The sequence below is a fragment of the Arthrobacter sp. Z5-13 genome, assembly GCF_056499105.1.
On the sequence record NZ_CP096460.1, the window covers coordinates 4,102,316 to 4,127,473 of the forward strand.

The window sequence follows — 25,158 nt, forward strand, 5'->3', positions numbered from 1 at the left end:
ATGACACAGCAGCAGACCGCAGGACCCCCCGCCACCGGGAGCGCTGATCTGGCCGAGGAGTTCCTGGACCGCCAGACCCCGCTCAGCCGGGTCAGGAACGTCCTCCACCGCTACCCCGCCCTCAGCCCGGCAATTGTCCTCCTCATTGCAGTGGTTGTCTTCGGGCTTCTCAATGACCGGTTCCTCCGGGTTGAGAACCTCTCGCTGATCACCCAGCAGGTCTCGGTGGTGGGAACACTCGCCATCGCGCAGACCCTGATTATCCTGACCGCGGGAATCGACCTCTCGGTGGGAGCAGTCATGATTCTCGCCTCAATGGTGGTTGCGCAAATCTCCGTGGGCAGTGGAATGCCAGCCCCCTTGGCCCTTCTGATAGGGCTCGTGGTGGGACTGGGCGCAGGAGCTCTCAACGGCTTCCTGGTCACCAGATTCCGGCTCCCGCCGTTCATCGTGACGCTGGGAACCCTGAACATATTCATCGCGCTGACGCTGCTCTACTCCGGTGGCTCAACTGTCCGCGGCTCCAGCATGCCTGACCTGTTGACCTGGATGGGAAGCACCTTCCCGGTGGGCCCGGTGCGGATTTCCACCGGTGTGGTGATGATGCTTCTCCTCTACGTGGCCATGGCCTTCATCCTTGGCAAGACCGCCTGGGGCCGCCACGTCTATGCGGTTGGTGACGACAAGGAAGCCGCCCGCCTGGCCGGTATCCCCGTGAACCGCGTCCTCATGAGCGTTTACCTGGCAGCGGGTGCCATTCTCGCCGTCGGCGCCTGGATCCAGATCGGCCGCACCAACGCAGCCAGCCCCAACGGCGGCGTGGACCTAAACCTGGACTCCATTACCGCCGTCGTTATCGGTGGAACCAGCCTGTTCGGCGGGCGCGGCTCCGTCTGGGGATCGCTCCTCGGAGCACTCATTGTGGGTGTTTTCCGCAATGGCCTGTCCCTCGCCGGGCTGGATGTGCTCTACCAGACACTGGCTGTGGGCGTCCTCATCATCGTCGCTGTGTCCATCGACCAGTGGATCCGAAAGGTGAAATCATGACCGCCGCAGATCTCGAGAGCACCGGTACCAAAGTGCGCCAGCCAATCATGCAGGCAAGGAACCTCGTCAAGACCTTCGGCAAGGTAGTGGGCCTGGACGGCGTAAGCCTGGACCTCTACCCCGGCGAAGTCCTGGCCATCATTGGCGATAACGGCGCGGGAAAATCGACACTCATCAAGTGCCTTACGGGTGCCGAAATTCCGGATTCGGGCGAGCTGACGGTTTCCGGTCAGCCTGTCCACTTCAAACGCCCGCAGGACGCCCGTGCACATGGGATCGAAACGGTGTACCAGAACCTGGCCGTATCACCGGCGCTGGATGTCGCTTCCAACCTGTTCCTGGGCCGGGAGGAACGGTTGCCCGGTCCGCTGGGCACGATCTTCCGGATGCTGGACACCAAGGGCATGCGGCGCAAGGCCAAAGAGGAGCTCACCCGCTTGGGAATCTCCACACTGCAGGATGTCACTGTGCCCGTGGAGAACCTTTCCGGCGGTCAGCGCCAGGCTGTTGCGGTGGCCAGGGCTGCGGCCTTCGGCTCCAAGGTAGTTGTGTTGGATGAGCCGACGGCGGCACTCGGCGTCCGCGAGTCCAACCAGGTGCTCCAACTCGTCAGGGACCTGCGTGACAGAGGGCTGCCAGTGATCCTGATCAGCCACAATATGCCGCATGTGTTCGATGTGGCCGATAGGATCCACATCCAGCGCCTCGGAAAGTGCGCGGCTACCATCACGCCGGAATCACACACCATGACTGACGCCGTGGCCATTATGACCGGCGCTGCCACCGCCTGATTCCGGCGGCAGCCCTGTTTCCACCCACACCCGTCCTGCACCCCGTCCGCGGACCTGCCAAAGGTCCGCGGACGGCTCCACGAAAGGCCTCCTCATGCCCAGCTCGCCCAGCCCCGCAGGGGCCGCAGCACACTCCGACGTCGTTGTTATCGGCGAAGCCCTGATTGACGTCGTCGCCTCTTCGCAAGGGACGGTGGAGCACCCAGGCGGCTCGCCGGCGAACGTCGCCTATGGGCTGGGACGCCTCGGAATCAGTACAGCACTGCTCACGTCAATCGGCGACGACGAACGGGGCTCTGCGATCGAACATCACCTCGGCAGGGCAGGAGTTGCGCTGCTCCCGGGGTCCAAACATCAGGGGCGGCGCACGGCGTCTGCAACCGCAACCCTCGCCGCTGACGGCTCGGCCCGCTACGAGTTCGATATCAGCTGGGAACTGCAGCCTGTTCCGCCCGCATACCTCCCCAAGGTGATCCACACCGGATCCATCGCCACCTTCCTCGCTCCTGGCGCAGCCGCCGTAAGGTCGCTGCTGGAGCAGGCCCACCGGGAATGCGTGATCACCTATGACCCCAACATCCGCCCAGCCTTGCTCGGCAGCCACGCCGAGGCGACTGCCCTGTTCGAGGAACTGGTTCCCCTGACCGACGTCGTCAAGCTCAGCGACGAGGACGCTCACTGGCTCTACCCCCACAAACAGCTGGAGGAAACGGCAACGCGGATCCTGCAGCTGGGCGCGGGGCTGGCAGTCATCACGAAAGGTTCGGAAGGTTCGCTTCTGGCAACCCCGGCAACCCAACTCACCGTTCCGTCCATCCCCTCCGTGGTAGCGGACACCATCGGCGCCGGTGATTCCTACATGGCGGCGCTGATCTACGGACTGCTTTCACGGGGCGTTGACGGGCTTTCTTCCGAGGTCCTGGAAAATCTGGGCCGCACCGCATCCAAGGCAGCTGCCATCACCGTCCGCAGGGCCGGCGCAAATCCCCCCACTATCGATGAGCTCCTTGCCGGACTGAAGGAATCAGAGCCAGTCGCCTAACGGCGGCTCCGGCTTTCGACGACGGCGGCAGGTGCGCCCTTCACGAAAGCCGGCGGCCGCCGTCGTCGCCTCAAGGCGTTCCGCAAGCCCGCGCCGCAGGTAATCAATGAGGGCGGTCACGCGCCGCGGAGTGTGCACGGCGGCTGGGTAGACGGCGTGAATGTCCGCGGCCGGAGTTGAAACATCCGCCAGGACCTGTTGCAGCAGGCCTTGGCGAAGCATGGGGTTCACATGCCAGGTAGAGCGCATCATCAACCCGAGTCCTTGGAGACACCAGCCGGCAACCACTTCACCGTCGTCGCCGACCATATTCCCCTTCACGCGGACGTTTTGCTCCCGGCCGTCTGCCCCAAAGCGCCACACCGCATAGTCACTGTTGTCCTGCCGCAGGACGATGCAATTGTGCTGTTCCAGGTCAGCTGTTGTCAGCGGGGTTCCGTAGGTTTCGAGATACTGCGGCGATGCGCAGACCACCCTGCGGCTTTCGGCGAGGCGCGTGAATTTGAGCCGGGAGTCCTCCAGAGTCCCGACCCGGATCCCGATGTCGAAAGGACTCGCGGCGATGTTAAGCGGAAGTGCGGACAGTTGCAGGTCCACCGAAACACCCGGGTGGTTCCGGACAAACTCTCCCAGCAGCGGGGCAATATGGATGCGGCCAAGGCCAACTGTGGAGTGCAGAGCGATCCGGCCGCGGAGCTCGCCGTGTTTTGGTGACATGCCTTCCTCGAGATCCGATTTTTGCTGCAGGATCGCCAGTACGCCGGCCGCATAGTGCTCTCCTTCCGGGGTGAGGGTGAGTTTGCGAGTGCTCCTGCGAACCAGCTGGACTCCGAGCCGCGATTCCAGCTGCGTGAGCCGTCGACTGACAGTAGGCAAGGACATCCCCCAGGTTCTCGCGGCTTCAGTCAGGCTTCTGGAACGCGAAATCTGTTCAAAGAACTCGAGGTCATCCACCTTTGCCAGATCCATCGCTGAGCTTCTTTCACTCGGAGAAACAATGCCTTACTCATAATGCCTTACTGGGGTGTTTATTAATCCATACACTGGTTCGACAGGAAGCACAATGCGAGTAACACCTGGCGCCTGGTCTGGCTCGCCCGAATCGAAAGCTGAATCAGATGAACCGTGCCGGAACTGACAGCCTCGTGCGAGACCTGGAGAAGGACGGGGTGGAGGTTGATGCCAGCAGCCGCAGGCTGTCGGAGTACTCCTATGACGCCTCGAACTACAAGGTGCGCCCCACAGCAGTCGCCTTTCCGCGCTCCAGCCAGGATGTGGCCGCAGTCATTCGTGCTTGCCGGCGCCACGGCATCCCGCTCACCAGCCGCGGCGGCGGGACCAGCATGGCAGGAAACGCCATCGGAAGCGGAGTGGTCATCGACTTCTCCCGCCACATGTCCGGGCTCCTGCAGCTGGATCGCGATGCCCGGACCGTCACCGTTGAGCCAGGCATGGTTCTGACCACGCTGCAGAAAAAGGTGCAGGCCGCTACGGGTGGAGCCCTGACTTTTGCCCCGGATCCCTCAAGCATGGGCAGGGTGACAGTGGCCGGCGCCATCGGTAACGACGCCTGCGGAAATCACTCCGTACGATACGGCCGCACCGTAGACCACGTCGTTTCCGTGGACCTGGTGACTGCGTCGGGACATCTTGTAACCGCCGGCCCGGGCGGGGTGCGCGCCATTGACCAGGCCGACGAGGCCGCTGTCGCCGAAGCTGCACGCATCGATGCCGGCCTGAAGCAGCTGCGCGACGCCAACCTGGGACTCCTCCGGACAGAATTCGGGCGCATCGCCCGACAGGTCTCCGGCTACCAGCTGGCCAACCTGCTTCCCGAGAACGGCTTCGACGCCGCCAAGGCCCTCGCCGGAAGCGAGGGTACCTGCGCTGTCATCGTCTCAGCCACCGTGAAGCTGGTGGAGGTTCCTGCCGCTGCGCTGCTCGTCTGCCTTGGATACCGCGATGTCGTCGCGGCGGCCACCGACGTCATGGAGATCCTGCGCTTCAACCCCGCCGCCGTCGAAGGCATCGACGAAGCCATTGTGCAGACCATGCGCGAGCGGCGCGGTCCGGACTCCGTGGGTGCTTTGCCTGATGGTACGGCTTATTTGTACGTGGACCTGGACGGCAGCGATCCCGCGGAGGTGCGGGCAAAGGCCGACGATCTGCTGAAGACGCTGAAGCAGCGTGGCAACGTGGTTGACGGCGTTGTGGTCTCCGATCCAGTTGACAGGGCCAACCTTTGGCGTGTCCGGGAAGACGGAGCAGGGCTGTCTTCCCGGCTCGCCGGCGGAGTCCAGTCCTGGGCAGGATGGGAAGACGCGGCGGTCGCGCCGGAAAACCTGGCCGCCTATCTGGCCGATTTCACCCGGCTTCTTGATGAGCATCAGCTGCGTGGCGTGATGTATGGCCATTTCGGCGCCGGCTGCACGCACGTCCGCATCACCTTTGACCCCCGGACCGAGTCCGGAAGAGCCGTTATGGATAGATTCCTCCGCGCGGCTGCTGATCTCGTGACCCGCCACGGTGGATCCCTCTCCGGCGAACACGGCGACGGCCGGGCCCGCTCCGGGCTTCTCCCCATCATGTACAGCCCTGAAGCGCTGCAGGCCTTTGCCCGGTATAAGGCCGTCTGGGACCCGGAGGGAATCCTCAATCCCGGCATCATCACTGATCCGGCTCCAGTAATGTCCGACCTTGCACTGGCGGCAGCCCCTGCCCGCGGTTTCCGGACGTCCTTTGCCCTGGAACCGGCAAACGCAGGCCGGGAGGGGTTCACGGACGCCGTCCAGACCTGCATCGGCGTAGGCCGGTGCAGGACCACTTCCGGGGCCGGGGTCATGTGCCCCAGCTATCGCGCGACGAGGGACGAGAAGGACTCCACCCGGGCACGGGCACGGGTGCTTCAGGACATGATCAGCGGATCCGCCAGCGCCAAGGAAGGCTGGAAATCAGAAGACGTGCGGGAATCCCTGGACCTGTGCCTCTCCTGCAAGGCCTGCTCCACGGATTGTCCCGCCGGCGTGGATATGGCCACGTACAAATCCGAGTTCTTCGATCATTACTACGAAGGCCGCTTGCGGCCTATAGCCCACTACACCCTGGGCTGGCTGCCCACCTGGCTGAAAATAACCAGCAGGATCGCTCCGCTGATTAACGCGGCACTTGCATCGCCGCTTCGGCCGCTCATTGCACGCATCTCCGGCATCACCACTCACCGCAGGATGCCCGACTTCGCCTCCCGCGCGCAGCTGTTGAAAGAGATCGGCGATGAGCCCGCCCGCGGTGCCGAAAAAGCTCCAGCGGATACAGTCCTGTTCATCGACAGCTTCACCCGAGGCTTCCGCCCCTCAGTGGCCGGCGCGGCCAAGCGGGTCCTCGAAGACGCCCAGCGCACCGTGGAATGCAGCGCGGACGTGTGCTGCGGCCTCACCTGGATTTCGACAGGGCAGCTGGACACAGCCCGCAAGTTGCTCACCCGGACGGCTGAGGCACTCGACGACGGAACCGACAGGCCCATCGTTGTCATCGAACCCAGCTGCGCGGCCGCCCTCCGCAAGGACCTGCCGGAACTGGTTCACACGGAAGCGGCCCAGCGCGTCGCCAACCGGATTCAGAGCTTCGCCACGGCTGTCATAGAGCAGACCAAAACAGGCTGGCAACCAGCGTCGGTCCCGGCTGCCGTGACAGTCCAGACCCACTGCCATGAGTACGCCGTCTTCGGCTCCGGAACCCAGGCGAACGCATTGGCCGCGCTGGGCATCACCACCGTCAGGCAAGCCACTGGTTGCTGCGGCGTGGCGGGAAACTTTGGCTTTGAGGCGCAGCACTACGACGTAAGCATGGCAGTTGCCGAGCAGTCACTCGCCCCGGCTCTGAGGGAAACTGCGGACGGAACGCCCATCCTGACCGACGGATTCAGCTGCCACATGCAGGTGCGGCAGGTCCTGGATAACCACTCGAACGGTGCGTCCAGCCATCTCGCCGAACTCATCGATCCAAGGAACCAGGTGACCGCGCTTCCGGAGTTGGCTAAGAGCCGTCCCTTACCTGAGTGAGCGTCTTGGTATCGAAGGTGATGTGGCTGAATGTCGCCGTCGTGCCTTCTCCTGAAGGGGACTGCGCCACAAACCCGATTTTCACGGACTCGGGTGCCGGATCGCCCATGGCGAAGTACCGGACCATGTTCCACCGTTCCCCGTCGACGGATGCGTGGAGGGCGAATGCCTGGCCCAGACGGGAGATCCGCAGGTAGGTCCCCGCCGTGTCGATGGGCCAGCTGTCGCAGTCATCGGACTTGCCGTTGCGGGTCACCACTGAGACCACCCTTGTTGTTCCGCTCGGATCCAGCTCCGCGCATACTTTGAACCAATTCAACGGATCAAGGTAGCCAATCAGCACGCCTGAGTCGAAGTCACTCACAAACACGGGGCTCACGAACGCGCTGAGCCGGAAGTCACCCTGTACCGGCGAGACAAACCTTTCGGCATCAGATGTTCCGGCGGATCCCGCGGGGTCAAGGAACAAGTCTGCCCCCGCATCAGCTGTCAGTGTCAGCATCTGCCCCTGAAGCAGCGGAGGAACCTGTGATTGCGGCCCTTCACCCACCAAGGGGAAGGGCAGGGCATCAATTTCCAGTTCGCGGGGATTGTTCACAGATCAAACCTATCGGTCCTGTCTATCCAAGTGCCCAAGCACCGGGTGCAGATGCTTGCTCTCAACGGCAATACGGGCCTGCGCCGCCGCTGCATTGAGAGCATTCCCAACTGACGCACCATGAAGGCTCGCAGCCAGGAACCCGGCCATGAACGCATCGCCCGCACCATTGGTGTCCACGACGTTGGCGGGAACTGCGTCTATCTCGTGCTGCGTCCCGCCCCTTTCGAGCGCGATCGCACCTTCCGCTCCCCGTGTGCATACGGCCAGACGAGGACCCCGTCCGAGGCACGAACGCATGAGATCCCAAGGATCATCCGTCTTGTCGTCGTTCATGAACACCGCATCGGCCGCACGCAGGAACGGTTCATGAGACGTAGAGGAGCCGTCGTAGTCCTGGAGGTCCACCCACAGCGGTGTGCGCCGGACCTCTTCGCGTTCCAGCAAAAGCAGGCCAAGCTCGCCCAGATCAATCGCGGCTAGATCCGCCGCCGCCACCAGAGCTCCGACGGCTTCGAGTTCGTCCTCGGCTGGCATGGAAGGCCTTGCAATGGAAATGGATATGCGTCCGCCGTCGTTGGTCATCAGATTAACGTGGCGCTCCGTGTATTCAGACGCAATTGCTTCGCAGGTAATGCCGGCCGTGGCGAGTGCTCGCCGGACCCGCCCGCCCTCTTGGTCCGGCCCAAGCGGTGCGCACAAACGCACGTCGATGTCGAGATCCGCCAGGTGCAGAGCCTTGCCAGCCGAAGTTCCACCCACCGTCTCCCAGGAGGCCAGCGCGAACTGCATGTGCGGAACAGGCTCCGGTAGACGGTCAAGGAGGATGATCTGGTTCCAGGAGGCCGAGCCGCAGACAACGACCTTAGGCGAAAAGGACATGCCCTATTCAAGCACCGTGAAACGCTCTTTTTCATTCGGTGGGAGCCTGCCGGCATAGACTGCGACTGCCATAGGTGAAGTGGAGCGTCCAAGTCTGGGTCAGGGTCACCAGAGCAGCGTGAGGTTGTGCAGTTCGATCCAGGACCTGTGTTCCAACCAATGCCCGAGTCCGTTTTTGAGCTCCGCTTCGCCGCCCGCCAGCCCAAGCCGTATCGCATCCGACGCAGCAGGAGCGTGATTGTGTCTGTTCTGAGCCGGGCCGTGCGAGCACTCTGAGCACATCAGGCGGATGCCGGACCATTCGTCCATGCCCAGGCCATCCTGTCCGAGGATGTCAGCCAACGCCTCCATGTCCTCGGGGGTCGCGCCGATCACTTCGGCCTGCCACGTCGACAGGTTCGATTCTTCCAACCTGGCCAGCTCGTCGAAGACGGAGACCTCCCTGCCTCCGAGCATCCGCGTTCCCTTTGGCTCTCCATCATGGAGCAGAACGTCCCGGAACCTGTGCCCCGATTCGGGAAGCGGAACACTTGCAATAACGCCGTGCGCCGGGCTGCGGCGCCAGCACCAAACGACCTCGGGTTCGCCGGCGGTGGATGCCACCTGATGCGAGAGGCTCGGCCTGTCAGGATTGAGCCGCACGGGCGCGAGCCCGAGGTTGGCATCGATGGGCCCAGTCTCGTCGCCGAATCCCTTCAAGCCGTAGGCTTCCCAGGCCCGCCTGGCCGTGGCCCAGTCCCCCACCGCTGTTGATGCGATGCCCAGATTCCAGGCTGCCGGATTGAGGCCACCGAACTCTTCAGCCTCCCCAGCCGTAAAGAGTTCAAGGGCGCGGGCATTGCGTTTGAAGCATTCGGCCCAATCGCCAAGGGCTTTTGACAAGAGGCCGGCTTCAAACCAGCTAAAGAACGAATTCGGCGTCAGGTCAAGCAGCTCTGAAGCGAACATTGCAGCCCTGTCCGGTTGTCCTGCCTCATCGGCCGCCTTCCAGTCCGTCCACACGTCCCGAGGCAGGCGTTTCGGCTTCGGCCAGTCAAGTCCCATGCGCTCAGTATTCCAGCACTCCGGGGCCCTGTGGGACGAGAGTGCCAGCTCAGTTGGTCGGCGGCTTCAGCCATCCATCCAGGCTGGCTGCCATCCCGCCAAACACGGTGCCCATGAACGCGACGCTAGCCACGCCGGGCTGCCTGGTCAAGATGCTGCCATGGACACCGTTGTCTTCCCGCCACTCTTGGTGATAGTCCAGCAGTTGCCGGATCCTACGACTTCCGTTTTCCTCGGATCTGCGGAATCCACCACGAGCGCTGTGTCTTCATCGATTGCCATGACCGAATCCACCACGCCGTGATGAACGGCTGCAACGGCCCTGCCCAAGGTGCCGCCCTGGGCCGCATGAACATCCACGGCGAAGGGAATCAAACCCAAACCAGGATGAAAGGTCAGCTCTTCCAAGCCCTCTGACCATTCCTCAGGACAGACTTCAGTACCGCGGATTCTGAATCCGCCGGTCAACGCAGAGTCCGGGGCAATCATTGCTCCAGCAGAAAATCCCACATACGGCACGCCAGACCCCACAGCCAGACGGATTTCGCTGGCTGCACCCTTAAGGCCGTCCAAATACGCTGGCGTCGGTCCCCCGCCCACAACGATTGCATCGACGTCGGCAAACAGAGCAGGGTCTACGGATTCACCGGTCCGGACGTAAATCCCGGCAATCAGGCAATTGTTTCTGCTTTTTACCGGATCTGCATAAAAAGGCAGAAAGTGGGCGCCGCTTCCTTCCTGATCGAACAGGACCACGGCAACTCGGGGCACTCGATTGAGCGCTTCTGCCCTCTGGCTTATTTCGCTCGTAAAGAGCGCGTGCACAGCGGCGCCGCGCGTTGTATCCGGGCCGCCTCCCACCAAGAAAATACTCACATCTGCCAACGTACCGGCGTTTTGGCTCCGATGCGCTCAAGGAGCGTCCCGCCCGCAGGCCTGACCTCGCCTTGCCAGCCGAACGTCTGGAGGGGCGTCTACCTTGCAGACCCCACCGCCAGGTGCTGCACCCGGCCGTCCACAAACGTGGCCACAACGCCAGAAGAGGCCAGCTCATCGGGGGTAACAAGAAGCGGATCGGCTTCGAACACCGTGAAATCGGCGCGCTTTCCTACCGTGACCGAACCCGAAACCGCCCACTCCCCTGCCGCCCGCGCCGCGTGGGAGGTGTAGCCTTCGAGGGCCTGCCAGGCTGTGAGGGCCTGGCCCGGTAGGATCGGCTGTTCGTCAAAATGTCCTGCCCGCCGCCGCAACTGTGCGTCGGCCAGGATGGGCAGGGGTTCGAACCGGGCGATGGGCCAGTCCGAGCCGAGGGCCAGGATGGCTCCGGCAGCGCGAAGGTCCCCGCACCTCCAGGCATTGTTGGCACGCTCGGCCCCGAGTCTCGTGGACCAATTATCCGTCTGGTCGGCGCGCGAATAGTGCGTGCAGTGCGTGGGCTGCATGCTGGCCACCAGACCTGAACGGGAGAACCTGTCTATCAGGGCGTCCGGAACGGTTTCGAGATGCTCAATTCGATGCACGGCCTTGGGATTACCGGATGGCACTGACTCAAAGGCGTCCAGGACGGCTGCGACGCCGGCGTCACCGATGGCGTGGGTCGCGGTGGGAATACCCCGGGAGGCAAAGAAGCGGACCGCTTGGGCATACTCCTCCGGCCGGGGCCAGAACGGGTGAATGGACTCCCCGTACGCATCAGGTTCGAACAGCCATGCTGTGCCGTTGTCCACAGTGCCGTCAACGAACAGCTTTACGCCGGACACCTCCCAGCGCCGTCCCGCCAACGTCCCGACCTGCTCAGCGAGGGCGCGCCACTCCGTCTCACTGCTGCCGGGCATGCACCACGGCGAGACTCGCAGGCGCAGCGGAAGGCCGACAGCGGACCCATCCCTGCCGCCGTCGGCGTCGTTTTCGAGTGCCTGGTAGAGCTCCAGGGAACCTTCCCCGCAATCCATTACATGCCCACCCGTCAGTCCTGACCGGGAAAAATGCGTGAAGAGTTCTGCCAACCGCGCTTTTCTGGAGGCGAAGGGCTCGGCGGGCATCACACGGGCAACCAGCTCCACCGCTGCTGACTCAAGCAGCAGCCCGGTAGGTTGCCCGGCAGCATCGCAGACTACTTCGGAGGCCTGGTCAAACGAACGGGGTCCCGTGATTCCCGCCATTTCGAGTGCACGGGAGTTTGCAAGTGCCGAATGCCCGTCGAACAGCCGGACAAGGCACGGACGTCCAGAGACGACGTCGTCAATCAGCCCGCGATGGCATTGGGCCGAGCCGAAAAGATTAGGATCCAGTCCCCAGCCCCTCACCCAGTCGCCGGGAGGAGTTACTGCCGCTTCCTCCCGCAGCATCGCCCGCACCTGCCCGAGGTCTGTGGCGCCGGAGAGGTCGCGGCCACGTGTCAGTTCGAGCCCCAGCACAGGGTGGATGTGGCAGTCCACCAGACCAGGTGTCAGGACGGCAGAGCCAAAGTCGATGACCTCAGCAGCCTGCCAGCTTTCAGCGTCCGTGCGGGATCCGACGGCGGCGATAACGCCGTCCTTAACAGCCACAGCCTGCAACGGGGTTCCTGCTGTGCTGGCCGTGGAGGTTTCCTCCATGGTGTGGATGGTGCCGGCAAGGATGATCAGGTCAGGATTCATGGGCTTCGAAGCTTCCAATCTGCGCGAAGGTTTCGGGTCGGTGGCGGCGTACCCAGCGGGCCGTGAGGAGTCCGGCAAGAAGGACCACCGGCATCGCCAGGATGAGGATGGTGTTGGTCAGGCTGTCAGCGAAGGTAAGAAGCTCGATGTTCAGGCCGATGAGCAGGACCACGCCGAATAGGAGAACCGCCGACACCAGGCTGATCGGAACCAGGAATTTGGAAGTCACGGCATCGGGATTCCGGCGAAGATAAAGGAAGGCTGCGACGGAAACCAGGCCTTGAAGCCCGACGATTCCGAAGATCCCAGGCGTGTTCACCCAGATCAGCAGTTGCTGGTAAGGATCGGCGTTCAGGAGCGCGCAGATGCTGATCACCAGCGCGGCCAGGAGGGTCTGCAACTGGCCAGCCCGGTGCGGGGACTTGAACCTGGGGTGGGTGCGGGCGAGGAAGGCAGGCAGCGCACCGTCACGCGCCAGCATGTAGACGTATCGGTTGATTGCGTTGTGGAAGGCCAGCTGGGAGGCGTAGACACTGGTGACGATCAGGACGTACATCACCGCTTCCGCCCAGGGACCCACGTAGTGGTTGATGGTCTGGAAGAACATCCCGCCAGCCAGTTCCCCTGCTGCTTCCACAACCCGGCCTTCGCCATGGGCCTGCACCACAGTCCAGACGATGAAGGCATAGAACACGGACATAAAGCCAACAGCAATGTAGGTGGCCCGCGGCACGGATTTGTCGGGATTCCGGGCTTCTGAGCGATACAGGACGGTTGACTCGAAGCCCATGAAGGCCGCGAAGCAGATGCCCAGGATGGCCAGGATACCCGGGCTGAACACCTGGTCCGGGCTGAATGATCCCAGGCTGATGCCCTCCGCCCCGCCGCTGCTGAGAATGCCGACGCCCATAATGGTGAGGATTCCGGTTTCTGCGACGAGAAGCACGCCCAGCACCTTCGCACCGACGTCGATCCCCCGGTAGCCGAGGAACCATACGGCAGCAACGGCGGCTAACGCAATGGCCGGCCAAGGCACCTCGAGCCCGAAGAGAACTTTGAACATGTCGTGGGTCTGGACGGCGAAAAGCCCGTAGATGCCGATCTGGAGGCAGTTGTAGGAGACGATCGCCAGGATGGCAGAGGCCAGGCCCATGGTCTTCCCCATCGCCAGGGAAATGTAGGTGTAGAAGCCCCCGGAGGCTTTGACGTGGCGGGTCATGGCCATAAAGGGGACGGCGAAGAGCGTGAGTACGAGGCCCGCGAGGAGATAGCCGGCGGGAGCGCCGATGCCTCCGACGCCGATTGCCAAGGGAGCGACCCCCGCCATTACGGTCAGCGGCGCTGCTGCCGAGATGACGAGGAAGGCGATGCCGCCCGTACCGAGGGCATTGCGCTTGAGGGCGCCGTCCGCGGACGACGTCGGTGGTCTGGTTTGGGTGTCCGGCACTGGTCCGTCCTTTCTGGGAGCCCAACTAAACGAAAGGCTTTCGTTTAGTATGAATGCGTGTGGCGCAGAGCACAATAGCTCGGCCAAAATCGCCTTTTTGCTACGGCACCCTTCCGGCCCACTAGGCTGGGTTTGATATCCGCGAGCTGCAGTCAGGAGAACCAATGGGGCGTCCGCTCCTCCCCCTCATATCCGTGGAGGCCCTCACTTCGGCAGCCCTGGAACTGGTAGATGAAGCCGGGGATTTCAGCTTCCCGAAGCTGGCCAAGAAGATAGGCGTCAGCCAGTCCTCCATCTACAACCACGTCAGCGGCAGGGACGAAATCCTGGAGCTTTTGCGGCATAGGATCATCACCGAGGAGCCGTACGCGCCGGTGGACCACAGCGATTGGGAAGCCGCCCTGCGGGTCCTGATCCGCGCCTACCGGGACGCGTTCATGCGCCACCCGCGGCTGGCACCGCTCCTGGTCCTGCAAACCATCACTGATCCGGACGTCATCGGCCTCTACGAGGATCTGGCCATGGCCCTGGAAAGCGCCGGCTTCAGTGGCCGCGATGTGGTGGCGGGTATTTCCACCATCGACAGCTTCGCTCTGGGTGCGGCCCTGGACCTGGCGGCTCCGGAGGTTGTTTGGGATCCACCGGCCGAAGGATACCCAACCCTTAAGCGCGCAGTCGGTAACGCCGGACCGCCGGAGGAACGCGGCAGCCACGCCTTCGAGTTCGGACTGGACGTGATCATTGGCGGACTCAAGACCAAGCGCCAGGTGTAACGCCTTAGGTTTTTCCAGCGCGCCCCTGCAACGCAACCACGGCCCACGCCCCCAGCAACATTGCAATCAGCAGCAGGCCGGCGTCGCCAAGATCCACTGACCCCAGCCAAATGGTCAACGGATCTTCCCATCTGAAGGCGGCATGGAAAAACCCGCCCAAAGTTATCACTGCAATGAAAAGGGCGGATGCAGCAGAGATGCCGGTGACCACTGCGTTGAAGCCCAGCTTGTGCAGGGGACGGCGGATCGCGGAGCGGTACAGGCGCATCATGGCCACGCCGTTGAGGGTGTCACAGAACGTCATGGCTGCGGTGAACGCCAGTGGCAGCGCCAGCAGAGCCAGAGGATGAACCCCGGCGGCGGACGCTGAGACGGCCATCATCAGCAGCGCAATGGTGGTGGCGGTGTCGAAGCCCAGTCCGAAGAGGAAACCGATCACATAAATATTGCGTGGCCGTTTCACGCGGGAGAGCGGTTTGGCCAGCAGCCGCGCCACCAGTCCTCTGGCCTCGAGCTCCTGTGCAGTGACTTTCAGTCCGGAACGGGCCTTAATGTAGGAACGCGTTGCCGCAAGGAATGCCGAGCCGTTGAACAACCCCATGAACAGCAGGAACAGCCCTGAAACTCCGCTTCCTATGAGCCCGAGCACCAGATTTCCAGCAGTGCCACCGGCCATGAACTGGCCCATCACCGAGGCACCTCCTACCAGCAAAACCCCTGCGAGCATCACGACGGAACTGTGGCCCAGGCTGAAAGCGAATCCGACACTGACCGGATCCTGGTGTTGCGCCACGAACTTACGGGTGGAGTTGTCGATGGCTGCCAGATGGTCCCAGTCGTAGCTGTGCTTGACGCCGGCAAGGTACGCGGTGATCGCCAGGCCAACCGCCAGCGGTTCCGCGCTACCCAGCAGGAGGAGAACGACGGCGGCCGCGTGGAGCGCTGCTACCGCACCCAATGTGAAGGCCAGCCTCGTGCGCAGCGGCAACTGCCCGCGCTCCCGGTACAGCTGCCCGGCAAGTGCCGCTGAGATCATCAGTATTTCCTGAGGTCCAGGGGAGGCTGACCGTACCAGCGTCTCCGCAGCAAGGTTGTACACGCTTGCAGCAGGCGCTGGAGCTCTTCGGTGCTGTTGGACAGCGAGCGCAACACCAGCCCGGTTGTTCCGCTAACGGTGGCCGTCAACGAAACGCCCGTGTAGGCCTCGTGGGCGCTGGTCACCTCGTGGAGTTCGTCCGCGAGCGCCTGATCCACCCTCCGGTCAACCACCAGCAATGAACCCACATGGCTGTAGCCCTCCATAAACCCCATTTCTGTCACGTCATCTGCCGAGGGCACCATCAGGAGGTTATCCAGCGCCAGCAACTGCGAAGCTTTTCCTGAATCGACGGCGATCTCGCTCCGCAGGCGCACCTCCTCATAGCGGAACGCGGCCCCGTCCGGGGACCAACCAGGAGTGACCACTTCGGCCATGATGAGACTGGATGTCGGCCGCACGGTGATGTGGGTGTTCTGGCGGTAGCTGGCCTCGCGGTAGGCGATCAACTGGTCAGGGGCCAGCTCAAGCTGCGCCTCGTCCCCGAGCACCAACCTCATCCGCTGCTCAGCAAAGGACCCCGGTGTCCGGTAGATCTTCGTGGCGGACTGGGTGGTCAGGAGCAGCCGCGCACCATCCTCCACCACCACCTCAATGACATAAAGATCGGCCCCTAGATAAGCCCCACCCGGATTCACGAGCACAAAACAAACCTGCCCGCTCTCATCCAAGTAATGCGGCCGCAAAACCCGTAAAGCACCGCGATGGTACTGATGCGTCGCCACAGACTTCCCGTCGCGGTCACTGACGACGAGTTGGAGTTCACCGATCGGTGACCTGCCCACGGAGGAGGCGAGGCCGGGTTTGGGGGCCGCGGTGTGGTGGGCCTCGTGGGGGGCCCACTGCTGCGAGGGCCCCGACTCGAGCTTGCGAGAGTTGGGAGCGGCTGGGGACGGGCACGGCCCCAAATCCGGCGAAGCCGCCGGACTTGGCAACACCGTGCTCATGACGCCAGATCGAGCATCAGGACATCACGCCGGATCCAGGAGATGACGGCGTCGAGCCCTTCGTCCGTTTTGAGGTTAGTAAAGCAGAACGGTTTGGTGCCGCGGAATTCGCGGGAGTCCCGTTCCATGACTGCCAGGTCTGCGCCGACGTGGGGCGCCAGGTCCGTCTTGTTGATGATGAACAGATCGGACTTGATCATGCCCTGCCCGGCCTTGCGGGGGATCTTCTCCCCCTGGGCAACATCGATGATGTAGATGGAGAAGTCCACCAGTTCAGGGCTGAAGGTGGCGGAGAGGTTGTCGCCGCCGGATTCCACGAATATCACCTGCAGGTCCTGGTGCCTCGCCTTGAGCTCCTCGATGGCAGCCGTATTCATGGACGTATCTTCGCGGATGGCGGTGTGCGGGCAGCCGCCGGTTTCGACGCCGATGATCCGGTCCAAGGGCAGGATGCCGTTTGCCGCGAGAATCTTGGCATCCTCGATGGTGTAAATGTCGTTGGTTATGGCCGCCATGGATATCTCGGCACTCATGTGGCGGGTCAGCCGTTCCACGAGCTGGGTTTTCCCGGCGCCTACGGGGCCGCCAATACCGATCTTGATAGGTTCAGACATCACTTCTCCTGACAGTCCAGCGTGCAATTCGACTAACTCATGAACATTCGGGCGCGTTGCCGCTCGTGCCGCATCTGCGAAATTTCCAGCCCAGGACTCACTGCCCCAAAGTCGTCCAACGTCAGCTGTCCCACCCGCTCGACGGCGGCAGCAACGCCGTCGGCCGCCTGGCGCAGCAGCCGCTGCCCGGCGTTCTGCCCCAGCGGGATTGCCCGGACGGCGTTCTGGGTCAGCGAGGTGACGGCGGCAAAGAGGTACGCGGCGAGCGCCTCGTTCATCGGGACCCCGAGGGAACGGGTGACGACGGCGAATGCCAGCGGCTGATGGCCGGAAGCACGGCCCCTGCCCACCAGCCCGCGGTACTCCTCGAGGGCCGGCGAGGGAAACACGTCACCCCCGATTTCCAGCAACCGTCCTCCCATTTTCATGCTGGCCTCGCGCAGCTGCCGCGGCAAAAGCTGGGCGGTCAGCAGGGAATCAAGCTCTGCAACCGGAAGGTCCTCGTATAGGAGGCGAATGGCCAGGCCGTCCGAGAAGGTGAGCTGCTGCCGTACAAAAGCACTAAGCCACACCCCAAAGCTGGCCTCATCCCGCACCAAACCGCGGTCTATGTAAGTCTCAAAGCCCAGTGAGTGAGCAAACGCTCCCGTTGGCAACGCGGAGTCAGTCAACTGCTGCAATGCAAGCTGATAGCTGGGAGTAGCTTCCATACAATCAGTGCGAGTGTTCAGCGTGGCGGAAAGGCACCGGCATCACCCGTTCCTGGCGGCCGTAGGGCACTCCCACGTGTTTGAGGTAATCCTCAACGGTGTGGTCATACTGGCACACCATGACTTCGGCACCATATTCCGAGCTTGAGTCGAAGAACTGGGCCTGCAGGTGCCGGTTACCCAGGGAATGTGCCACCACTCCCATTTCAAAAACGGTCCGCGGAGCGATCACCAGGACGTCTGTTGGCAGAACGGACACCACGATCATGTTGGATTCGGCCACATGAAGGATGTCGCCGTCCCGCAGATCGCCGGAACCTGCCGACAGCCGGATCCCGAGCTCCTTACCATGATCTGTGGTGACCCTCTGGATACGTTTGACGAGTTGGGCGCTGGGCAGCACCACCTTCTCCTGGTGCAGGGCGGCATAGGCTTCGGCCGCACTGGTAGTCAGTTCGTGCACGTTTCCGAGGACTTTCTCGATGATCACGCCAACTCCAGTTTTTCTAGAAGAGGAAGTAGCGCTGCGCCATGGGCAGCACTTCGGAGGGTTCGCAGGTGACCTTCTCGCCGTCCACTGTCACCTGATAGGTTTCCGGATCCACGTGGATGTCCGGCGTTGCGTCGTTGTACCTGAGATCGGCCTTGGTGAGGTTCCTGATCCCGGACACGGGGCGGATCACCTTCTGGAGGCCGAGCTCTTCGGGTACGCCGGCGTCAACAGCGGCCTGGGACAGGAAGGTGATGGAGGACTGCTGCAGCGCTTTGCCGAAGGTGGCGAACATGGGCCGCATGGTGCGTGGTTGTGGCGTAGGGATGGACGCATTGGCATCTCCCATCAGGGCGTAGGCGATCTGCCCGCCCTTGAGCACCAGTTCAGGTTTGACGCCGAAGAACGCCGGATCCCACAGGACCAGGTCAGCGAATTTGCCTTCCTCCACGGATCCGATCGAGTCCGCCATTCCGTGCGCGATGGCGGGATTGATGGTGTATTTGGCCACGTACCGCTTCAGCCGGAAATTGTCGCTGCCGGCTGAACCGTGGACACCGCCGTCGGGATCCTCCAAACCTCCGCGTTGCTTCTTCATCTTGTCCGCCACCTGCCAAGTGCGGGTGATGACCTCGCCCACCCGTCCCATAGCCTGCGAATCCGAGGAGGTGATGGAAAAAATCCCCAGGTCCTGCAGGACGTCCTCCGCGGCGATGGTCTCTGCACGGATACGCGAATCAGCGAAGGCGACGTCCTCGGGAATATCCGGGTTCAGGTGGTGGCAGACCATCAGCATGTCCAAATGTTCTTCGATAGTGTTGCGGGTGTACGGCAGGGTGGGGTTGGTGGACGCGGGAAGCACATTCGGGAGGCCCGCGATCTTGATAATGTCCGGTGCGTGCCCTCCCCCGGCGCCCTCGGTGTGAAAGGTGTGGATGACGCGGCCGTCGATTGCCCTGATGGTGTCCTCTACGAAGCCGCACTCGTTGAGGGTGTCAGTGTGGATTGCCACCTGGACGTCGTACTCGTCGGCGACTTTCAGGGACGTATCGATCGAGGAGGTGGTGGATCCCCAGTCCTCATGCACCTTGAGTCCGATCGCCCCGGCCCGGATCTGCTCCGCGAGGGGCTCGACAGCGGACGCGTGTCCCTTCCCGAAGAGGCCGATGTTGACAGGCAGGCCCTCAGCAGCCTGGAGCATCCACTGGATATGCCATTTCCCGGGCGTAACAGTGGTGGCCTTGGTGCCTTCGGCCGGGCCGGTTCCGCCGCCCAGCATGGTGGTCACTCCGCTGCACAGGGCGGTGGGCACCTGTTCGGGGGAAATGAAGTGGATGTGGGAATCAACCCCGCCGGCTGTGAGGATTTTCCGTTCCCCGGCGATGATCTCGGTACTGGCGCCGATGATGATGTCCACACCGTCCGTGATCTGGGGATTTCCGGCTTTGCCGATTTTGAAGATGTGGCCGTCCCGGAGGGCAATATCGGCCTTGTAGATGCCTGTGTAATCCAGCACGATCGCGTTGGTGATAACGGTGTCCGGCACGTCCTCTTCACGGGTAACCTGGCCGTTCTGGCCCATGCCGTCCCGGATTACCTTGCCACCGCCGAACACCACTTCCTCGCCGTAGACGGTGAGGTCCTTCTCGATTTCCAGGAACAGTTCTGTGTCTGCCAGGCGGATGGCGTCGCCGGTCGTGGGCCCGTACAGGTCCGAGTACTGCTTGCGGGACAGTTCAAAACTCACGCGGATCCCCCGTCTACTGTGGCTTTCGCCGCGGCCGCGGGCCCACCGGCGTCGAGCGTTCCGTTTACTGCGTTGCTGAGCCCGAAAACCTCGCGGTGCCCGGCGAGCCCGATCAGCCGGACAGTCCTGCGGTCGCCAGGTTCGAACCGTGCAGCTGTGCCGGCGGGAATGTCCAGGCGCCGTCCGTGGGCTGCCCGGCGATCGAACTCGAGGGCCCTGTTTGCCTCGGCAAAATGGTAATGGGAGCCCACCTGGACGGGGCGGTCGCCGGTGTTCAGTACGACGACGTCGATCGCGTCCCGTCCGGCGTTCACCACCACCGGTTCAGGCCGGAGGACGTATTCTCCTGGGATCATCTGTCGCCCCTAGCGGATGGGATCGTGGACGGTGACCAGTTTGGTGCCGTCAGGAAAGGTGGCTTCTATTTGGACGTCATGGATCATCTCCGGGATGCCTTCCATGACGTCCTCGCGGGTGAGCAGCGTGGTGCCGTAACTCATCAGCTCGGCCACTGTCCTGCCGTCCCGGGCGCCCTCGATCAACTCGTAGCTGATGATGGCCACTGCTTCCGGAAAATTGAGCTTAAGCCCGCGGGCCTGCCGGCGCCGCGCAAGGTCAGCCGCCACCACGATCATGAGCTTTTCCTGCTCACGGGGTAAAAGATGCATCCGATATCCCTTCAGCTTGTGACCAGAGTAAGCCCGCCAGGTTTCGGAAAGATTTCGGCTCACTGGCAGAATGGCCCGGGTACGTTCCCTTCCAGCAAAGGAGCCCCGCCTTGGCCGAACCGGATTGGGTGCAGCATGCCGTGTGGTGGCAGGTCTACCCCCTTGGATTAGTAGGCGCTGAGCAAAATGCCCTCCCCGCTGGAGAGCCTGTGATTCATCGGCTCCCGCAGCTCATCTCCTGGCTGGACTATGCCGTGGAACTGGGAGCTTCAGGCATCGCGCTTGGCCCTGTCTTCGCCTCCGAAACCCACGGCTATGACACCACCGACTATTTCCGCCTCGACCCCCGCCTCGGAGACGACGCTGACTTTGACGAGCTGATCCGCGAAGCGCACTCCCGCGGCCTCCGGGTGCTTTTGGACGGCGTATTCAACCACACCGGCCGGAGTTTCCCGCCCTTCCAGGAGGCCATATCCCAGGGTCCGGACGGGGCCAAGGCCTCCTGGTTCCACTTCAACTGGCCTGACTCCGGCTGGGCTCCCGGGACGGAGCCCGAGTACGCGGATTTTGAGGGACACCACCACCTCGTCGCCCTGAACCATGCCGAACCGGAAGTTGCCGGATTCGTTGCCGGCGTCATGAAGCACTGGCTGTCACGGGGAGCTGACGGTTGGCGGCTTGACGCTGCGTACGCTGTGCCGACGTCGTTCTGGTCCAGCGTCCTGGCCGAAGTGCGGGCAGAGTTTCCCGATGCCTACTTTATGGGCGAATACATTCACGGGGATTACGCGGCGGCGGTCAGTGACGGCAGCCTGGATTCCGCGACCCAGTACGAACTCTGGAAAGCGGTGTGGAGCTCGCTCAACGACCGCAACTTCTATGAGCTGGCAGCTGCTCTGGAACGGCATAACTCGTTCCTGGCTGGTTTTACGCCGCTGACGTTCATCGGGAACCATGACGTAACCCGCATTGCCAGCAAGCTTGAGGATCCTGCGCTGCTGCCCCTCGCACTGGTGGTCCTGCTTACGGTGGGTGGCACACCATCGATCTACTACGGGGATGAACAGGCATTTCGTGGCGTCAAGGAGGACAGGGCCGGGGGCGACGACGCCGTGCGGCCTGCCTTCCCTGCCTCGCCTGCGGATCTCAGCCCTGCGGGATGGCCCACGTACCGGCTTTACCAGGAACTGATAGGAGTACGACGGCGGCATGCGTGGCTCCACTCGGCCCGCACCTCCATTTTGTCCTTGACCAACGAGCAGTTCATTTTCGTGGCCGAAAATGGTGGCGACTCGCTGGTGGTGGCGCTGAACCTCGCCGACAAGCCGGCAGACTTCGAGGTAACCGACTTACGCGAACAGTCAGCCCTGCTTACTCGTTCCTCGCTGCTTGCCGGAACCGGAAACCTCGACGCTGAGTCCGGAAGGGTGAAGCTGCCGGCACGAGGGTGGGCGATCCTCGGCTAGATTACGCGTGGCGTGAAACGGTAGAAACAGACTCCGTGCGGAGCAATCTCGAAGCTCAGCACATCCCCGGTCCCTTCCAGTTTCTCCTGGGTCCACGACTCGAGCGCTGACCAGTCTTGCCATGCCGCGTTTTCGCCCAGGCCGAGATCCCTTAGCGGGATGTCCCGGCGAAGCACCTCAGTCCCGGTGTTGAAGACAGCACCAAACCGGTCCTCCGACGTCGTGCTTTCAGCTGCCCAGATCACCAGGTCCCCCTCGCGGAGGAGCTCACGGTTTCCGGTGCTGGCCTTCAGGACGTCAGTGGCATCCGGGTTGGTCAGCAGGCCCAGGGTTTCCGGCGGTGAGCTTGGCAGGTCGCAGCCCAGCATCAGGGGTGAGCGGGAAATGCTCCAGAGGGTCATCATGGTGCGCTGTTCGTCGAGGCTGAGCCTGGTGACCCGTGCGGTGCCGCGTTCGGCACGCAGCGCGATCCGGCCTACCGGCAGCATGTCGGCGTCGGCCCACGCTCCCGCTCTCTGGTGCGGCGCCCAGCGTGCCATACGGGCAAACTGGGCCTCGACGTCGTCCCAGTTGTCCCAAAGATCATCGGAGACGCGCCACATTTGGGAGTTCTCGCGGAGGTGCTCAAGGTGCGCGAGGGAGAGGGCCCGGCCCGGGGAAAGGCTGAGGATCATCTCCCGGCCTGAGTTCCGGATGGCCTGCTGGTAGGACTGAATCTCCCCCGCCAGGTAGGGACCCACCAGGTCGTCTGCCTTGATGAAGTCCACACCCCACTCGGCGAAGAGCGCCAGCTGGGAATCGTAGTAGGCCTGGGCCCCGGGATGGTTATGATTCAGCCCGTAGTTGTCAGTGTTCCAGTCGCAGACCGAATCGAGGTCCGCCACCTGGTCTGCGGTGAAGCCCGTGCCGGCTACGGGAAGCTTGTCCCGCACCGCCTGCCGCGGGATGCCCCGCATGATGTGGAGGCCGAACTTGAGGCCAAGGGCATGGATTTTTGCGGCCAGCGGGGCGAATCCCTTGCCCTGCGCCGCTGAGGGGAAGCGGTTCACTGCAGGCATCTGCCGGCCCACGTGGTCCAGGACCAGGGCCGCGCCATCGTTGTAACCGCCCGCTTTCGCGGCCGGCTCGTACCACTGGATATCGACGACCACTGTGTCCCAGCCGTAAGGGGCCAGATGGGCGGCCATGTACTCTGCGTTGGCCAGGACCTCGTCCTCAGTGACCGTGGTCCCGTAGCAATCCCAGCTGTTCCAGCCCATGGGCGGAGTGTGCGCTAACAACATTCCTACAACGTTATAGAGCGTCCCTCGGAAACGGAAGACCCTAGAGCCTCTTCCTCAGCAGTTCCTTGACCTGGGGCGGAGTCAGAACAGCCTGACGGTAGCCCTTGGACAGGATGGATAAAACAGCTTCTGCCGCCTCCTGATCCTCAGAACCGATGGCTTCCCGGGCATAAGCCACCCGGACATTGTTGGCGAAGGCGTCAGCTGCGGTCTGGGCGATGCAGTTGTGAGTAGAGACGCCGCCGAGAATGATCTGGTCCACGCTCCAGTTCCGCAGGCGAAGCAGCAGATCGGTGCCCATAAAGGCGCTGTCCCTGGTCTTGGCAAGGCACGGCAGGCCATCAGTCCGCAGCCCCGGAACGAAGTCGGCCTGTTTGCTGCCCCGGAAGATGAAGCCCTGGTCGTCGTCGAGCATGCTGAGGGTCCAGGTTGACTTGTCCCGCTCATGCTCGGTCTTCACCATCAAAACTTTGCCGCCGGCTTCTTCAACGGCGTCCATGAGGTCATTGCAGGCAGCGACCAGCTCATCCTGCTGGGCTGCCAGGTCCGGGTTCTCGAAGAAGGCGTTCTGCATATCGATGATGAGGGCCGCGATCATGGTCCGCTCCTTTCAGCTGGATTCGAGCAGTTCCTTGAGTTTCCGCAGGTCCTTCCGCATGGCCCGCCGCATCACAAGGCGTTGATTCGGCTGGAGCTCAATGAATTCGTACACGTAGTCCAACGTCACGGTCTCCACGTGAACATCCACCATTGCCCTTGTCCTTCCTCGCGCCCTACGGAGCTGAGTCCCGCATCCTGAGCGCGAAGCCCGCTTCGAGTTGGAGACTGTCGGCTGTTGCCCCGTTCCCTTCAATCCGGTCTATCAACAACCCTACGGAGCGTTCTGCGATTTCGTCCATGCCTGGGGCCACAGTAGTGAGTGAGGGAGACGCAAAACGGGCCTCATCAATATCATCAAAGCCAGCGACGGCTACTTCATCCGGCACTTTGACCCCCTGCATCAGCAGCTCATGCATCGCACCCAGCGCCACTGTGTCGTTGAGCCCGAATACGGCGTCAAACTGCACTCCGCTGTCCAGCAACTGGCGGATGGCGGTAGCGCCGCCGTCCCTCCGCCAGTCGCACATCACGGCGAGGTCGGGATCGAAGTCCATCCCGGCAGCCGTCAGAGCCTGGCGATAGCCCAGCATACGCAGACCGGAGCTACCGGTGGTGTCCTCCGGAACGGCACCGAGAACGGCCACTCGACGGCGTCCGGATGCCAGGAGGTGGGAGGTGATGGCGTGCGCCGCTTCAGTGTTCTTCATGGTGACAAGATCAAAGCGGGGATCGGCAATGTGCTCTCCCAGCAGCACCAGCGGTTTGTCGCCTTGGGCCGCCGCGATGTCGTCGGGCCCTAACGCCAAGGGCGTGAACAGGAGGCCATCGGTCAACTGGCGGAACTGGCCCTGCAGCGCGGCTAGTTCGTTCGCACCGGTTGCCGCGGACTGCTCCACGAGCACCCGGTATCCCCTGTCTGAGGCTACTTTCATGAGGTGGGAGGCCAGCTCGGCGTAGTACGGGGCGGAGAGATCGGAAAGCACCAGTCCCAGCATGCGCGTCTTGCCGGAGCGGAGGCTGCGTGCTGTGAGGTTGGCTTCGTAGCCCAGCGCTGCTATCGCGTCCAGCACCTTCTGTTTGGTGGCGGGCCGGATGAACTCGTAGTCATTAAGCACATTGGACACCGTTTTGAGGGAGACGCCGGCTGCTCGCGCGACGTCGTTCATGGTGACAGCCATACCTGGGTCCTTTGTCCGGCAACTCTTCCAGTTACATC

General features: G+C 62.8%; 25 protein-coding genes. 6 read left to right on the forward strand and 19 right to left on the reverse strand.

All coding sequences use genetic code 11. The features are described from left to right. The 3 genes from M1E02_RS19125 (at position 1) to M1E02_RS19135 (ending at position 2,880) form a co-directional block, all read left to right on the forward strand. Positions 1-1,047, forward strand: a complete 1,047-nt coding sequence (locus tag M1E02_RS19125) for an ABC transporter permease (protein WP_479375757.1) — start codon at positions 1-3, stop codon at positions 1,045-1,047. Beyond that, the gene (locus M1E02_RS19130) at positions 1,044-1,838 is read left to right on the forward strand and encodes an ATP-binding cassette domain-containing protein (RefSeq protein ID WP_479375758.1); all 795 of its coding nucleotides are present in this window, start codon (positions 1,044-1,046) and stop codon (positions 1,836-1,838) included. The genes M1E02_RS19125 and M1E02_RS19130 overlap by 4 nt, the downstream gene beginning before the upstream one ends. A 94-nt stretch (positions 1,839-1,932) precedes the next feature. Next, entirely contained in the window at positions 1,933-2,880 is a 948-nt protein-coding gene (locus tag M1E02_RS19135; protein WP_479375759.1) for a carbohydrate kinase family protein, read from the forward strand. Here the strand turns inward: M1E02_RS19135 and M1E02_RS19140 are convergent. Then, positions 2,863-3,849, reverse strand: a complete 987-nt coding sequence (locus M1E02_RS19140) for a LysR family transcriptional regulator (RefSeq protein WP_479375760.1) — start codon at positions 3,847-3,849, stop codon at positions 2,863-2,865. The two genes, M1E02_RS19135 and M1E02_RS19140, sit on opposite strands and share 18 nt — an antisense overlap. Positions 3,850-3,998: 149 nt before the next feature. Here M1E02_RS19140 and M1E02_RS19145 point away from each other — a divergent pair, with 149 nt between their 5' ends. After that, complete coding sequence (locus M1E02_RS19145) at positions 3,999-6,938, forward strand: FAD-binding and (Fe-S)-binding domain-containing protein (protein WP_479375761.1); 2,940 nt, start codon at positions 3,999-4,001, stop codon at positions 6,936-6,938. On the opposite strand, the gene M1E02_RS19150 is transcribed toward M1E02_RS19145, so the two are convergent. From M1E02_RS19150 to M1E02_RS19175, 6 genes are all read right to left on the reverse strand, one after another. After that, on the reverse strand, positions 6,913-7,536 hold the full coding sequence (locus tag M1E02_RS19150) for a DUF1349 domain-containing protein (RefSeq protein ID WP_479375762.1): 624 nt from the start codon (positions 7,534-7,536) through the stop codon (positions 6,913-6,915). The genes M1E02_RS19145 and M1E02_RS19150 overlap by 26 nt on opposite strands. 9 nt (positions 7,537-7,545) lie before the next feature. Further along, on the reverse strand, positions 7,546-8,418 hold the full coding sequence (locus tag M1E02_RS19155; protein ID WP_479375763.1) for a carbohydrate kinase family protein: 873 nt from the start codon (positions 8,416-8,418) through the stop codon (positions 7,546-7,548). A 105-nt stretch (positions 8,419-8,523) separates the two neighbouring features. Further along, entirely contained in the window at positions 8,524-9,462 is a 939-nt protein-coding gene (locus tag M1E02_RS19160) for a tetratricopeptide repeat protein (RefSeq protein ID WP_479375764.1), read from the reverse strand. Positions 9,463-9,609: 147 nt separating this feature from the next. Then, positions 9,610-10,338 (reverse strand): Type 1 glutamine amidotransferase-like domain-containing protein, encoded by a 729-nt coding sequence (locus M1E02_RS19165; protein WP_479375765.1) that lies wholly within the window; start codon positions 10,336-10,338, stop codon positions 9,610-9,612. A gap of 98 nt (positions 10,339-10,436) precedes the next feature. After that, positions 10,437-12,101: an amidohydrolase gene (locus tag M1E02_RS19170; RefSeq protein ID WP_479375766.1), complete on the reverse strand. Its 1,665-nt coding sequence runs from the start codon at positions 12,099-12,101 to the stop codon at positions 10,437-10,439. Continuing rightward, positions 12,091-13,548, reverse strand: a complete 1,458-nt coding sequence (locus tag M1E02_RS19175; protein ID WP_479375767.1) for an APC family permease — start codon at positions 13,546-13,548, stop codon at positions 12,091-12,093. The genes M1E02_RS19170 and M1E02_RS19175 overlap by 11 nt, the downstream gene beginning before the upstream one ends. A gap of 164 nt (positions 13,549-13,712) precedes the next feature. Here M1E02_RS19175 and M1E02_RS19180 point away from each other — a divergent pair, with 164 nt between their 5' ends. After that, positions 13,713-14,321 carry a TetR/AcrR family transcriptional regulator gene (locus M1E02_RS19180; protein WP_479375768.1) on the forward strand — a complete coding sequence of 203 codons (609 nt, stop codon included), beginning with the start codon at positions 13,713-13,715 and terminating at the stop codon, positions 14,319-14,321. A gap of 4 nt (positions 14,322-14,325) precedes the next feature. Here M1E02_RS19180 and M1E02_RS19185 read toward each other — a convergent pair whose 3' ends face one another. The 8 genes from M1E02_RS19185 to M1E02_RS19220 all read right to left on the reverse strand — a co-directional run bounded on the left by M1E02_RS19185 (position 14,326) and on the right by M1E02_RS19220 (position 20,593). After that, positions 14,326-15,357 carry a HoxN/HupN/NixA family nickel/cobalt transporter gene (locus M1E02_RS19185; protein ID WP_479375769.1) on the reverse strand — a complete coding sequence of 344 codons (1,032 nt, stop codon included), beginning with the start codon at positions 15,355-15,357 and terminating at the stop codon, positions 14,326-14,328. Next, positions 15,357-16,142, reverse strand: a complete 786-nt coding sequence (locus tag M1E02_RS19190; RefSeq protein WP_479378222.1) for an urease accessory protein UreD — start codon at positions 16,140-16,142, stop codon at positions 15,357-15,359. Before M1E02_RS19190 ends, M1E02_RS19185 begins: the two co-directional genes overlap by 1 nt. A 218-nt stretch (positions 16,143-16,360) precedes the next feature. After that, positions 16,361-16,978, reverse strand: a complete 618-nt coding sequence (ureG, locus tag M1E02_RS19195; RefSeq protein WP_479375770.1) for an urease accessory protein UreG — start codon at positions 16,976-16,978, stop codon at positions 16,361-16,363. Between the two features lie 32 nt (positions 16,979-17,010). Further along, positions 17,011-17,688, reverse strand: coding sequence for an urease accessory protein UreF (locus M1E02_RS19200; RefSeq protein WP_479375771.1), 678 nt, complete (start codon positions 17,686-17,688; stop codon positions 17,011-17,013). Positions 17,689-17,692: 4 nt separating this feature from the next. After that, positions 17,693-18,178, reverse strand: coding sequence for an urease accessory protein UreE (gene ureE, locus M1E02_RS19205; RefSeq protein WP_479375772.1), 486 nt, complete (start codon positions 18,176-18,178; stop codon positions 17,693-17,695). A gap of 16 nt (positions 18,179-18,194) precedes the next feature. Then, entirely contained in the window at positions 18,195-19,925 is a 1,731-nt protein-coding gene (gene ureC / locus M1E02_RS19210) for an urease subunit alpha (protein WP_479375773.1), read from the reverse strand. Then, positions 19,922-20,281, reverse strand: coding sequence for an urease subunit beta (locus M1E02_RS19215; protein ID WP_479375774.1), 360 nt, complete (start codon positions 20,279-20,281; stop codon positions 19,922-19,924). The genes ureC and M1E02_RS19215 overlap by 4 nt, the downstream gene beginning before the upstream one ends. Before the next feature lie 9 nt (positions 20,282-20,290). Beyond that, positions 20,291-20,593, reverse strand: a complete 303-nt coding sequence (locus tag M1E02_RS19220; protein WP_247043639.1) for an urease subunit gamma — start codon at positions 20,591-20,593, stop codon at positions 20,291-20,293. Positions 20,594-20,703: 110 nt separating this feature from the next. On the opposite strand from M1E02_RS19220, the gene M1E02_RS19225 reads away from it, so the two are divergent. After that, positions 20,704-22,059, forward strand: a complete 1,356-nt coding sequence (locus M1E02_RS19225; protein WP_479375775.1) for an alpha-amylase family protein — start codon at positions 20,704-20,706, stop codon at positions 22,057-22,059. Here M1E02_RS19225 and M1E02_RS19230 read toward each other — a convergent pair. The 4 genes from M1E02_RS19230 to M1E02_RS19245 all read right to left on the reverse strand — a co-directional run bounded on the left by M1E02_RS19230 (position 22,056) and on the right by M1E02_RS19245 (position 25,120). Then, a complete protein-coding gene (locus tag M1E02_RS19230; protein WP_479375776.1) occupies positions 22,056-23,318 on the reverse strand; it encodes a glycoside hydrolase family 27 protein in 1,263 nt (420 codons plus the stop codon). The two genes, M1E02_RS19225 and M1E02_RS19230, sit on opposite strands and share 4 nt — an antisense overlap. Positions 23,319-23,382: 64 nt before the next feature. After that, positions 23,383-23,940 carry a cysteine hydrolase family protein gene (locus M1E02_RS19235; RefSeq protein ID WP_479375777.1) on the reverse strand — a complete coding sequence of 186 codons (558 nt, stop codon included), beginning with the start codon at positions 23,938-23,940 and terminating at the stop codon, positions 23,383-23,385. Between the two features lie 12 nt (positions 23,941-23,952). Beyond that, positions 23,953-24,093, reverse strand: a complete 141-nt coding sequence (locus M1E02_RS19240) for a hypothetical protein (protein WP_479375778.1) — start codon at positions 24,091-24,093, stop codon at positions 23,953-23,955. A 22-nt stretch (positions 24,094-24,115) separates the two neighbouring features. Then, positions 24,116-25,120: a LacI family DNA-binding transcriptional regulator gene (locus M1E02_RS19245; RefSeq protein WP_479375779.1), complete on the reverse strand. Its 1,005-nt coding sequence runs from the start codon at positions 25,118-25,120 to the stop codon at positions 24,116-24,118. Positions 25,121-25,158: the final 38 nt, after the last annotated feature.